Source organism: Pseudomonadota bacterium (assembly GCA_040752895.1).
Lineage (GTDB): Bacteria > Pseudomonadota > Alphaproteobacteria.
In genome coordinates, this window is sequence record JBFMHN010000007.1 from 26,722 (window position 1) to 38,226 (window position 11,505).

20 protein-coding genes are annotated in these 11,505 nt (G+C 65.1%); 19 read left to right on the plus strand and 1 reads right to left on the minus strand.

Annotated features, from left to right (window positions below):
- The first annotated feature begins 7 nt into the window (after positions 1-7).
- Together AB1781_11140 and AB1781_11145 are read left to right on the plus strand one after the other, a co-directional pair.
- A complete protein-coding gene (locus tag AB1781_11140) occupies positions 8-238 on the plus strand; it encodes a hypothetical protein (protein ID MEW5705120.1) in 231 nt (76 codons plus the stop codon).
- A gap of 84 nt (positions 239-322) precedes the next feature.
- Positions 323-871: a hypothetical protein gene (locus AB1781_11145; GenBank protein ID MEW5705121.1), complete on the plus strand. Its 549-nt coding sequence runs from the start codon at positions 323-325 to the stop codon at positions 869-871.
- Between the two features lie 151 nt (positions 872-1,022).
- Here the strand turns inward: AB1781_11145 and AB1781_11150 are convergent, their stop codons facing one another.
- On the minus strand, positions 1,023-1,346 hold the full coding sequence (locus AB1781_11150; GenBank protein MEW5705122.1) for a hypothetical protein: 324 nt from the start codon (positions 1,344-1,346) through the stop codon (positions 1,023-1,025).
- Positions 1,347-1,753: 407 nt separating this feature from the next.
- On the opposite strand from AB1781_11150, the gene AB1781_11155 reads away from it, so the two are divergent.
- From AB1781_11155 to AB1781_11235, 17 genes are all read left to right on the plus strand, one after another.
- Positions 1,754-2,131, plus strand: a complete 378-nt coding sequence (locus AB1781_11155; protein MEW5705123.1) for a hypothetical protein — start codon at positions 1,754-1,756, stop codon at positions 2,129-2,131.
- Between the two features lie 198 nt (positions 2,132-2,329).
- Positions 2,330-3,355 carry a hypothetical protein gene (locus AB1781_11160; protein ID MEW5705124.1) on the plus strand — a complete coding sequence of 342 codons (1,026 nt, stop codon included), beginning with the start codon at positions 2,330-2,332 and terminating at the stop codon, positions 3,353-3,355.
- Between the two features lie 137 nt (positions 3,356-3,492).
- Positions 3,493-3,663, plus strand: coding sequence for a hypothetical protein (locus AB1781_11165; protein MEW5705125.1), 171 nt, complete (start codon positions 3,493-3,495; stop codon positions 3,661-3,663).
- Positions 3,645-3,935: a hypothetical protein gene (locus tag AB1781_11170; protein ID MEW5705126.1), complete on the plus strand. Its 291-nt coding sequence runs from the start codon at positions 3,645-3,647 to the stop codon at positions 3,933-3,935. The genes AB1781_11165 and AB1781_11170 overlap by 19 nt, the downstream gene beginning before the upstream one ends.
- On the plus strand, positions 3,913-4,293 hold the full coding sequence (locus AB1781_11175) for a hypothetical protein (protein MEW5705127.1): 381 nt from the start codon (positions 3,913-3,915) through the stop codon (positions 4,291-4,293). The genes AB1781_11170 and AB1781_11175 overlap by 23 nt, the downstream gene beginning before the upstream one ends.
- A complete protein-coding gene (locus AB1781_11180) occupies positions 4,220-5,632 on the plus strand; it encodes a hypothetical protein (GenBank protein ID MEW5705128.1) in 1,413 nt (470 codons plus the stop codon). The genes AB1781_11175 and AB1781_11180 overlap by 74 nt, the downstream gene beginning before the upstream one ends.
- Positions 5,617-6,243 carry a hypothetical protein gene (locus AB1781_11185; protein MEW5705129.1) on the plus strand — a complete coding sequence of 209 codons (627 nt, stop codon included), beginning with the start codon at positions 5,617-5,619 and terminating at the stop codon, positions 6,241-6,243. The genes AB1781_11180 and AB1781_11185 overlap by 16 nt, the downstream gene beginning before the upstream one ends.
- A complete protein-coding gene (locus AB1781_11190) occupies positions 6,230-6,376 on the plus strand; it encodes a hypothetical protein (protein ID MEW5705130.1) in 147 nt (48 codons plus the stop codon). The genes AB1781_11185 and AB1781_11190 overlap by 14 nt, the downstream gene beginning before the upstream one ends.
- A gap of 50 nt (positions 6,377-6,426) precedes the next feature.
- Positions 6,427-6,594 carry a hypothetical protein gene (locus tag AB1781_11195; protein ID MEW5705131.1) on the plus strand — a complete coding sequence of 56 codons (168 nt, stop codon included), beginning with the start codon at positions 6,427-6,429 and terminating at the stop codon, positions 6,592-6,594.
- Between the two features lie 3 nt (positions 6,595-6,597).
- Positions 6,598-6,822 carry a hypothetical protein gene (locus AB1781_11200; GenBank protein ID MEW5705132.1) on the plus strand — a complete coding sequence of 75 codons (225 nt, stop codon included), beginning with the start codon at positions 6,598-6,600 and terminating at the stop codon, positions 6,820-6,822.
- On the plus strand, positions 6,822-8,555 hold the full coding sequence (locus AB1781_11205; GenBank protein MEW5705133.1) for a portal protein: 1,734 nt from the start codon (positions 6,822-6,824) through the stop codon (positions 8,553-8,555). Before AB1781_11200 ends, AB1781_11205 begins: the two co-directional genes overlap by 1 nt.
- Positions 8,552-8,839 carry a hypothetical protein gene (locus AB1781_11210; GenBank protein ID MEW5705134.1) on the plus strand — a complete coding sequence of 96 codons (288 nt, stop codon included), beginning with the start codon at positions 8,552-8,554 and terminating at the stop codon, positions 8,837-8,839. The genes AB1781_11205 and AB1781_11210 overlap by 4 nt, the downstream gene beginning before the upstream one ends.
- Positions 8,823-9,695: a hypothetical protein gene (locus AB1781_11215; protein ID MEW5705135.1), complete on the plus strand. Its 873-nt coding sequence runs from the start codon at positions 8,823-8,825 to the stop codon at positions 9,693-9,695. The genes AB1781_11210 and AB1781_11215 overlap by 17 nt, the downstream gene beginning before the upstream one ends.
- Complete coding sequence (locus tag AB1781_11220; GenBank protein MEW5705136.1) at positions 9,695-9,907, plus strand: hypothetical protein; 213 nt, start codon at positions 9,695-9,697, stop codon at positions 9,905-9,907. Before AB1781_11215 ends, AB1781_11220 begins: the two co-directional genes overlap by 1 nt.
- Complete coding sequence (locus AB1781_11225; protein MEW5705137.1) at positions 9,904-10,122, plus strand: hypothetical protein; 219 nt, start codon at positions 9,904-9,906, stop codon at positions 10,120-10,122. Before AB1781_11220 ends, AB1781_11225 begins: the two co-directional genes overlap by 4 nt.
- A 99-nt stretch (positions 10,123-10,221) precedes the next feature.
- On the plus strand, positions 10,222-11,133 hold the full coding sequence (locus tag AB1781_11230) for a phage capsid protein (GenBank protein ID MEW5705138.1): 912 nt from the start codon (positions 10,222-10,224) through the stop codon (positions 11,131-11,133).
- 15 nt (positions 11,134-11,148) lie between these two features.
- A partial coding sequence (locus AB1781_11235) for a hypothetical protein (protein MEW5705139.1) occupies positions 11,149-11,505 on the plus strand: 357 nt, incomplete at its 3' end.

Here is an 11,505-nt window from a genome sequence, read left to right on the forward strand (position 1 = left end):
GTGTTGCATGACCCGAGACGAGCACAAAGCCCTGATCGCCCGGGTGATCGAACGTGCCGCGGAAACCGATCTCTGCGACGTAGCGGTGATCGGCATCCGCCCGGACGGCGGCGGGTTCTATCTCGACTGGTCGGGTTCGACCGTGACGAGCCTGATCCTGCACCTCGCGGCAGCCCATCACAAGGCGGTGCAGGCGTTTGTGGATGGCGTCGAAGGCAAGCTCTTGGAAGACTTATGAAAGGAAAACCGCCGATCGTTTGATAGCCGCCTGAGTTGCTAAAGGTTTTTGTGTCAGTGCGCGTCTCACCCCATCGGAGAGACCATGACCGAAGTTTACCACCCGACCCTCGAGCGCCTGCGTCACGCCCGCGAGCGGCACATGCCGCCCTCGCAGTCCCAAACCGAGGCCCGCCCCTATCATCGGGTGCTTTCCGGCTGGGACCTGATGCAAATCGCCAGAGGCGGACGGGAGGCGATCCTGTCGCCCGAGCAGGCGATGGCCGGGCGCACACTCACGACCTACTGGGGCGCCGTCTATGAGGGACGCAGCGCCGTTTGCGGCTACGGCGAGAGCCGGCATAACGGCACGCCGGCCAGCCAGGTCCAGGCCCATCTACTCGGCCCGGAGTGGATCGAGACCTGCCGGCGCAAGCTGGTGCAATCCGAGCTCGCCGTCGAAGACCCCGCCGACTGGAAAGCCCTGATCGCGGTGGTCTCCCGTGACGGCATCGCCCAGGACGCCGGCCGGGCACTCGGCTACGTCTCCCGCCGGCATCAGATGGCCAAGGGCGCGGCGAGCCTCCGGCGATCGCTGACGGCGCTGGCGCGGCTGTACGGATACCTGCACTGGCCCGGCCGAGGACCAGTGTGACGCGTAGGGCGGCGCGAGCGTGGTGCCCCGCCGGTGCTAGGGGCAAAAAGGCCAGACTGCGCTCGAATAGGGCACCGGCCCCGCCGACCTCACCAAACGAGAAAGGCCCCCACAGATTGCTCCGTGGGGGCCTTTTGGTCGCCGAATTCGGCTAGTGCAACGTGATCGCGACTTCCTTGCCGATCTTGGTCCGGCTGACCATGCCGGCGGCGACCGCCTTGGACACCCGCTTCGATGCCTCGCCCTTGGTCACCTTCATCAACCGCGCCACCTGCTTGTTGGACAGGGGGCCGAGCCGGCGGAGAAGTTGGCGGAGCTCGTCCAACTCGGCATCGGTAACGGTCGGCGGGATCACCAGGTCGGCCGCTCGCTGCTCGGTAACCGGTGACCGGGAAGACTGCTCGGTAACCGGCTTGGAAAACCAGCCCGAGAACAGCGCGAGCAGGTTGACGTCTGTCGGGTCGTATGCAACCATAGCTTTGGTCCTTTCTAGGATTTGGCCCGTTCCCGATTGCCCTCGGGGCGGGCCGCTTCGTTTGTACTCAACAAGCTAAAAATAGCACTGGTGGCTTCTATCGTCAACACAAAATATACACGATCACGAAAAGTTGATGTATTGACCTTGCGCTAATGTGGGCGCATTATGCATTTATGACACAAGACACCATCCTTCACATGCGGATCGCGCACGAGTTCAGGGACATGCTGGACGCGCTGCGCAAGGCTGAGCGTGATCTCCCGTCACGGTCGGAGATGGTGCGCCGTCTGATTGAGAGAGCGAACGAACGCAAAAATCTATGTCATGAGGGCAATCGACGGGACGTTGAAGCTGGGTCATAGCCGCGCCAGGCTTACCCCGCACGTCAGTCTGAGGGAGACGACATGACCGACATCGTTGAAAGGCTGGAACGCCACGCCGATCTGCATGGGGCTCCTGATGGGGCACTGATGCGCGAGGCTGCCGCCGAGATCGTGCGCCTGCGGTTCTGCGTCCTCGGCGAGCGAGAGGAGGTCGAGCGGCTACGTGCAGGCGGTTGCGCTCGCGATCAGCGTCTGACGCAGTATTGCGCGGAGCTACGTGCCGCCGTCGTCGCCGAGCGTGAGGCGTGTGCGAGGATCGCTGATGATCTTCATGGCGTCGTGTCGCTCGACACCTACGCCGTCGATCAGCCTCTTTCCAGCACGGGCGAGCGTTTCGCATGTCGCGAGATCGCCGCTGCCATCCGCGCCCGCACTGTGGCCGAAAAGCCATTGACGTAGGTGCACCAAATCGCTTACGCAATTATAAATTGCCCTACGTGGGCAAATGGGTAACGGAGGCCGATGACGCCTCGCGCCGGCCTCCGTCCCGAGCTGCTACGCAGAACCCGATACGCCACTCACGAGTATCACCCTACCTCAGTCTGTGTGAACCGGCCGTGAACGCCGGCGGTGCGCGTCGATTCCAGGGACGCCCCCATGCGACAGACATTCAAGCAGATGTTCGGCACTCTCACCCCGTGGGGCCGCTTCTGGCTCTATCTCGGGCTCGGCTCGCTCATCGCCGCCACCCTGATGAGCTTCGATTTCGGCTGGTCGGTCAGCGTCAAGCACGCGCTGTTCCTTGCCTGCCTCAGCATCGTGACGGCCTTCGCCCCGGAAGCCGCGTATACGCAGTGGGAGCGTGGCCGCAAGGGTGTCGCCCTGACACTCGCCATGCTGTGCGTGCCGCTGTTCGCGATCGAGTTCTTTTCGCACGCCGGCTATACGGCCGGGCTTCGCGGCGTCAACGTTACCGAGGCCAAGGTCCAGAACGCCCGCTACGACGGCGCCCAGGACATCATGGCCGACGAGCGCACCAACCTGAAGATGTGGCGCGAGCAGCTTGCGATCCTCAAAGAGCAGAACGCATGGGTCGCGACGGTCTCCGCCGACGGCATGCGCGCCAATCTCACCGCCGCCGACGAGGCGATCAAGCAGGAAACCAAGCGCGGCGGCTGCGGGCCGAAGTGCCTCGCCCTGATGAAGAGCAAGGCCACGCTCGAGGAACGGATTGCGCTTGCCGAGCAGCGCGACGATCTGACCAAGCGCATAGAGGCGACGCAGCGCATCCTCGACAGCAAGACCGTCACCGCGGCCAAGGTCGAGCACAAAACCTCGTCCGTCGCTGAGCAGAACGCCTTCATCGTCAAGGCGGCGGCGATGGCGATCGAGGGCGAGCTCAAGGCCAGCGACTTCCTCGCCGAGGGTGCTCAGCAGACCGTGAACCTCGGCATGGCGCTCGCCGGCACCGGCCTGCCCGCCCTCGCCCTGTTCATTGCCGGCCTCTACCGGCGCGAGGAGGAGTCTCAGCCCTATTCGCACACTGCGGCGCCGCCCAAGCCCTCGCGCCCGGTGAACCCCACGGGAGTTGCCCCGTTCGCTCCCGTGGGGTTTCTCAACAGCGTGGTGAGTGCGGCCCGTGACGCCGCGTCCCGCCCGTCTGCCGTGTGGAGCCACGGATGACCCATGCCCAGGCGCTCTCGATTGCCATCCTCCTGATGTGGGCCGGCTGTGCCTGTCTCATTATCGGACTGGCTCTTGGGAGCCCTGGTGCTCATTCTGGCACTGGCAGCAGCGTGGTCGGGAAGGAAGGCGCTTAGATGCAACTCGACCAACTCCTGACCCCGATCCGACAGGCGCTCGGCTACATCGGACTAGCCCTTGCAGTCGTCGCGCTGGCCAAGTTCTTTGGCGTCGGCATTCAGGCGTTCGGACGGGGAGACACGGCGACAACGGCTATGGTGGCGATTGCGTGCCTGTTGTCGCGGTAAAAGGCTGGCGCCGGCGTATCCTCGACGCCTTCGGCTTCGACGCTATGGTGGTGCCGTCGGGCCGCATCTGGATCAAGCCCGAGTGCCAAGATGACATCGGCCTGTTGGTCCACGAGCACGTCCACCTTGACCAATGGGCAAGGGACGGGACAGTAAGGTTCTGGTGGCGCACCGTCTGGTACTACGTGACGGGTCGCTACAACACGAGCCCATACGAGATCGAGGCCAGAGAGGCGCAAAGACAGGTAGATGCAACCCGCTGCCAGCAGTGAGAAAACAGTTAGCAAGCGCACTGGGAACCTGGCCAATCTGACCCCGTGGGCAAAGGGTGTCAGTGGAAACCCATCAGGGCGAAAGAAAATCCCGACCGACGTTCGCGACCTCGCGGTCAAGAACACGCCACGCGCCTTCGCCCGCATCGTCGAATTGATCGAGAGCAAGGATGAGAGGGTCGCCTTGATGGCGGCCAAGGAGATCATCGATCGCGCCTACGGCAAGCCGGCCGCGGCGGACGACGATCGCAAGGACGCCTCGGTAACGATCAACATCGTGAGATATGCCGATAGAGATCACGCTTCCCCACAACTGGAGACCAAGGTCCTATCAGCAACGGCTGTGGAACTTCCTTGAGCTCGGCGGCAAGCGCGGGCTGGCGGTCTGTCATCGCCGCTGGGGAAAGGATGATCTGGCTCTGCATTGGACCGCGGTCGCCGCACACCAGCGCGTCGCCTCCTATTGGCACATGCTGCCCGAGTACGAGCAGGCGCGCAAGGCGATCTGGACCGCGGTCAACCCGCACACCGGATTGCGCCGGATCGACGAGGCGTTCCCGCCCGAGATCAGGGCCAGCACCAACGAGCAAGGCATGTTCATCCGCTTCCGCAACGGAAGCACCTGGCAGGTGGTCGGCTCCGACAACTACAACTCGCTGGTCGGTGCTCCGCCGGCCGGTCTGGTCGTCTCGGAATGGGCCTTGGCGGACCCGACGGCCTGGGCCTACCTGTCGCCGATCCTGGCCGAAAACGATGGCTGGGCGCTGTTTCTGTACACCAGCCGCGGCAAGAACCACGGCTACAACCTGTACCGCTCGGCGATCCAGCGGCCGGAGTGGCACGTCGAGCGGCAGACGGTAGAGGATACCGGCGTGTTCAGCCGCGCCAGCCTGGAGGAAGCGAAGGCCGACCTAATCGCCCTCTATGGTGACGATGACGGCGAAGCGGTGTTCGACCAGGAGTATTTCTGCTCGTTCGACGCGGCGGTCATCGGCTCGTACTACGGCCGCTTGATCGCCCAGCTCGACAAGGACAAGCGGATCACCAGCGTCCCGCATGATCCGAGCCTGCCGGTCTATACGGGCTGGGACCTCGGCATCGACGATAGTACGGCGGTATGGTTTGTTCAGCTTGCCGGGCGTGAGGTCAGGGTGATCGATTACCTCGAGGCGCGCAACCGGGCACTGACCGACATCGCCAGAGACGTGATGGCCAAGCGTTACGCCTACGTCGAGCACTACCTGCCGCACGATGTTGACACGCGGGAGATGACGAGCGCCAAGACGCGGAAGCAGACGCTGGAAGAGCTGAAGCTCGCTCCGATCCGGGCCGGGTCTAGGCTGCCGGTGCAGGATGGGATCAACGCGGTCCGCAACATGCTGCCAAAGTGCGTGTTCGACGAGCAGAAGTGCGCCAAGGGCCTCGACGCCCTGCGTCAGTATCGTACCGAGTGGGACACCAAGGCCAAGACCCCGCGCAAGAACCCGCTGCACGACTGGAGTTCGCATGGCGCCGACGCTTTCCGTGAACTTGCGGTGCAACTGTTCGACGTGAAAGAGCGCCTGAACGAACGGCAGTTCCTCTCGTCCGGCGCCTACGACCCGTTCGCGATCGATCAGCCCGACTACCGGCGCGAGATCGAGCGCGAGGAGATGCGTCGACAGGAGACATCGGGGCTCGAATGGACCCCGTATTGACCGACATCGACCTCGTTAGCCTCGAGTACGTCTGTCTCAACATGCGGCCGATCGATGCTGTGGAAATCTACGGCGTGCGCGACCATGACAGCCCGATCCGGCTGGCCTGGGAAGCCTACCACATGATCCGCAACCGCGGGCGCGGGCGCATCGCCTGGCACAACGGCCGGCCGGCGGCGGTCATCGCGCTGACCGAGGATCGGCCGGGCGTGTGGCAAATTTGGATGTTCGGGACGGGCGACTTCAAGGCGGTGGCCTACGCCTGCATGCGATGGGCCCGCGAGACCGTCGCCGACCTGATCGAGAACCACGGCGGCAAGCGGCTGCACTGCGAGAGCCACGAGGCCCATACCGAGGCGCATCGGTTCCTGCGGGCGCTCGGAGCGATCGCCGAAGGGCCGCCGATGCGTCACTTCGGCAAGGACGGCGCGAGCTATCAGCGGTTCGTGTGGATCGCTGGCGAGAACGACCACAGACTGAGGAGCGATCATCATGTGCGGAGGCAGCGGGGGCGGCTACACGGCGCCGCCCAAGCCGGAGGTCAAGACGGTGACCGTCAACACGTCCAAGAACGACCCCACGTTCCAAAGCTGGCGCTTGTCGCGAAATGAGGCGTTCCGGCGCGACGACCCGAACCTGTTCACCGACCCCGGCAGCGCGGTGACGGTGCTCGGATCGACCGAGGTCAACCGCGCGCTTGGCCATTCCAAGCAGACCACCCGCTCATTGCTCGGAGGATCGTGACCATGTGCGGAGGATCAGGGTCCAGCACCCCGCCCCCGGCGCCGCCGCCGGTGCTCAAGGTCGAGACCAAGCAGAACCCCGGTTATGAGGCATGGAAGGGCGAGCGCTCCGAGGAGCGCCAGCGCCGCATCGCCCAGCTCAATGACGCCGGGCTGATGCCCAATCCCCTGCAATCTACGCAGGACGACATGCAACGCAGATCGCTACTCGGGAGCTGAAGAATGTGTGGAGGATCACGACCCGCGCCGCCGGCACCGACTCCGCCGCCGGTGCAGCAGCCGCCTGCCGCCCCGCCCTCGCAGCGTGACGCCGAGGTCGAAGGGCTGGCCGAGCGCCAGCGCCGCGCCGCGGCGGCGTCTGCCGGCGGCTATGACGCGACGATCCTGACCGGCCCGCTTGGCGCGGCAGGCCCGGCGCCGACCAAGAAGACGAGCCTCGGCGCGTGATGGACAACACGCCCGAGCCGCGCGTCGAGTTCTACAAACGCCGCTACGAAGCGCTGAAGGGCGGGACCGAGCGCGCGAACTGGGAGAGCCATTGCGAAGAGATCGCGACCGTCATCCAGCCGCGCAAGATGGGCTTCGTCGGGCTTCGCACGCCCGGCGAGAAGAAGATGAGCCAGGTCTACGACCCGACCGGCATCCATGCGTGCGAACTGCTCGCCGCCGGCCTGCACGGCATGGCGACCAATCCGTCCAGCCGGTGGTTCTCGCTCCGCCTCGCCGACGATGAGCTCAATGAGCAGGAGGCGGTGCGGGGTTATCTGTCCGATGTCGAGAAGCTGATCTGGGCTCGGCTCTACGCGCCGGGCGCCAATTTCACGACCACGCTGCACGAGACCTACATGGACCTCGGCGCGTTCGGGACCGCGTGCATCTACATCGGCACCCGCAAGGATTCTGGCGGGCTGTTGTTTCAAAGCCGGCCGATGGCGTCGATCGTCATCGACGAAAACAGCGAGGGCCGCGTCGACACCGTCTACCGCTATCATGAGTACACCGTCCGGCAGATGGTCGAGATGTGGCCGGGCAAGGTCTCTAAGGCGGTGCAAGAAAAGCACGACGCTCAGCGCTATGACGAGCGCGTCGCGGTGATCCATGTCGTCGCCCCGAACCGCGAGCGGCTGTACGGCTCCAAGGCACCGAAGGACATGGCCTATCACTCGTGCTACTTCGAGCAGCAGGAGAGCCACAAGCTGGAGGAGGGCGGCTATCCGGAGTTCCCCTACCTCGTGCCGCGATGGGCCAAGCTCAACGGCGAGATGTACGGCAGAAGCCCCGGCATGACCGCGCTGCCGGATGTGAAGATGCTGCAGGCGGCCTCGCTGACCACGATCAAGACGCTGCAGAAGAACGCCGACCCGCCGCTGTTTCTGCCCGATGACGGGTTCGTCGGGCCGGTTCGCACGGTGCCGGGCGGGCTCAACTTCTACCGCGGCCAGCGCGAGATCGTGCCCATGCCGACCTCGATCCAGGGGCTGCAGGTCGCGCTCGAGTGGATGGAGTCGATCCGCAACCGTATCCGCACGGTGTTCTTCGCCGACATCCTGCAGATCGTGACTGAGACCGAGATGACCGCGACCGAGGTCATGCAGCGCACGACCGAGCGCATGCGCATCCTCGGCCCGATCATCGGCCGGCTCGAGGCGGAGCTGCTTGGCCCGCTGATCGAGCGCGTGTTCGGCATCCTCAACCGGCAGGGCCTGCTGCCGCTCCCGCCCGAGGAAATCCAGGGCAGCGACATGAATGTGGAGTACGTGAGTCCGATCGCGTCGGCGCAGAAGCAAACCCAGGCGCAGGGGCTGGTGCAGGTGTTCCAGCACTTGGGCGTGCTCGGCCCCGAGATCGCGGCCCAGGTCGCCATGCAGCGGATGAGCCCGACGCGGACCTTCGACTGGCTGTGGGATTTGTTCAACAACGATCCCGATCTCCTCAAGACCGACGATGAGATGGCGGCGGACGCTCGCCAACAGCAGATCGCCCAGGGCATGGCGGTTGCTCAGCCGGCGGTCGAGATGGTCAACCAGGGCTCGCAGGCCTTGAAGAACGTCGCCGACGCGCACGCCAACGGCGGCATCGATCTGAATGAGATCAGCGCGTTGATGGGCGCCAACATGCCGAAGAACGGCATTCCGGCGGCGAACCGGCTGCGCAATCAATTGAACGGGGCTGGACAGTGAGCCGACGCAAGACGCCGATGGCGCAGATCGCCCAGGACTATCGTGACGTGTTCTCGACGCCCGAGGGCGAGCGCGTGCTCGCCGACCTGATGACCTGGTGTCACGCCTGGTCGCCGATCGAGGAAACCGACCCGATCCGCCTCGCAATGGCGACGGGTGAGCAGAATGTCGCCAAGCGTATCGCTGGCTTGTTGGCCTACCGGCCGGAGGACTACCCGGCCACGGCCAAGCGTCAAACCGACCTCATCAACCATCTGATGGAAGATCATGGACCCAGCAACTAGCGGATCGCTGCTCACCGGCGGCGGCACTCCCACGACCCCGCCGGCTCAGCATGTGCAGCCCTCGGCGACGACCGAGCTGCCGAGCCTGTTCCTCGACATGGATGACGACCTGAAGGGCCTGACGTCGATCCAGAAGTTCGCCCGCGACGGCAAGCTGGACGCCCGCGCTCTGGCGCGCGGCTATGCCAACGCCGAATCGCTGATTGGCCGCGACAAGGTGCCGATCCCCAAGACCGACGAGGACTGGGATCGCTGGTACGCGGCGGCGGGGCGGCCGGAGGCGCCGGACAAGTACGAGTTCAAGCGCCCCGACAAGCTGCCCGACGGCATGACCTACGACGAGGAGAAGGAGAAGTCGTTCCGGGTGTGGGCCCACATGCACGGCCTCAACGCCAAGCAGGCCAACGGCATCTATGAGGCGTTCGTCAGGACCGAGACCGAGCGTCACGGCGCCTGGTACGCGAGCCAGGCCCAGGCGCGCCAGACCGCCGAGGAGGCGCTGAAGCGCGAATGGGGCCAGGCCTATGACGGCAAGCTCGCTCTCGCCAGGGGCGCGCTCAAGGAATTCGCCGACCCCGACTTCGTCGCCCATCTGGAAAGCACCGGGCTCGGCAACGACCCGCGCATGGTCCGCTGGCTGGCCAAGGTCGGCGAGCGGGCGATGGGCGAGACGGCACTCAAGGGCGATGCCAAGAGCGGCCAGATGACGCCGCGCGACATCGAGGGCAAGCTCGCCGAGATGCGCGAGAAGAACTGGGACGCGCTCTCCGACAAGGGCCACCCGGATCACCGCCGGCTCAACCAGGAGTACACGCGCTATTTCGAGATGCTGTATCCGAGCGAGGAGAAGCGCTGATGGGCAAGGTCTACACGGTGCGGATCAGCGAGCCGCACATGACCCAGATCATCCGCAAGCTGGCCGAGATGGCCTATCGCGACGCGGCGCCGATCATCGGTGAGCTGTCGCGGCAGATCAATGCCCAGAACGCGGCGGCGTCCGCGTTGACGGACGAGGAGGCGCGCGCGGAAATCCTCGACGCCGAGGCGGCCGAGGAGAGCGCCAATTGACGCGGCCTGAACTTCGCCTTGAGCTATTGAAGCTCATCATGGGCAAGGCCCCGCAGAACCCCGACCTGACCCGCATCATGGGTCAGGTCGAAGCCCTCGAAGCGTTTTTGCTGGAAGGACAACCGGGCACCCCGGCCCTTCCGGTCAAGCGCGGACCGGGGCGACCGCGTAAAGAGAGTGAGGCCTCGACGGACACGCCTTCCGGCCCCGTCTGACCCTCGCGCCGACCGGGCGTAAACCGGAGCTGAGGCCCGCATCAGCGGACACCCGACGCGAACGCCAATCCCAACATCAACCCGAAAGGAGATGAGTCCATGTCGACTCAGATCACAACGGCGTTCGTTCAGCAGTACAACGCGAACGTCTACCACCTGCTGCAGCAGAAGGGCTCGAAGCTGCGTGCCTACGTTCGGCAGGAGACGATCACCGGCAAGAGCGCGTTCTTCGATCAGATCGGCTCGGTCGCGGCGCAGCTTCGCACCTCGCGCCACGCCGATACGCCACGGATGGACACGCCCCACTCGCGTAGGCGGGTCACCACGGGGACCTACGAGTGGGCCGACCTGATCGACAAGGCCGATAATATCAGGATGCTCATCAACCCGTCGAGCGAGTACGCTCAGGCGGCGGCGTGGGCGCTCGGGCGCTCGATCGACGACGTGCTGATCACCGCCGTCACCGCGACCGCCTACACCGGCGAGACCGGCGCGACATCGACCAGCTACGATGCCAACATGACCGTCGACGTGCAGACGGTATGGCCCGGCGTCTCGGCGGCCGATACCGGCCTCAACCTCGCCAAGCTGATCGAGGCGAGGAAGAAGCTCGGCGCCAACAACGTCGACCCGGACGAGGAGGTCTATGTCGCCGTCAACGCGCGGCAGATTTCCTCGCTCTTGAAGGACGAGCGGGTCATCAGCGGCGACTACAACGCCGCGCTGCCGCTGGTCAACGGCAAGATCAGCCGCGTCGGCGGGTGCACGCTGATCCCGTGCGAGCGCATCACCACGGACGCCAATTCGGATGACATCATCCCGTATTGGACCCGCGGCGGGCTGTTGCTCGCGATGGGCGAGGATATCACCACCGAGATCACCGTGCGCGCCGACAAGTCGTACTCGACACAGGTTTACGCGCGCGCCGACTTCGGGGCGACCCGAATGGAGGAGGGCCGCGTCGGCTACATCGAGTGCGATCCGGGCGCGTCTCCGACCACTGACGCCTGATAGGAGGGCCGAGCAATGGCTGTCACCACCCAGTATTCGACCGAGTACGATTACGCGTTCATCGACGACCCGCAGACCACGCTCAAGACCACCGAGCAGCATGGTCGCCTGCGGATCGCGTTCTTCACCTGCACCCAGTCGGGCGCGGGTGACGCAACGAGCTCCGTCGCGTTGTGCAAGCTGCCGGCGGGGCGCGTGCGTCTCTTGGGCTCGCTGTCCAGGGCCTACGTCAACTGGACCACGGCCTTGGCGACGCTCGATCTCGGCTGGGATGCCTATACGGCGATGGACGGCACTACCATCGCCGCCGATCCCAACGGCCTGATCGATGGCCTCAGCGTCGATACGGTCGGGTTCCAGACGCTCGAAGGC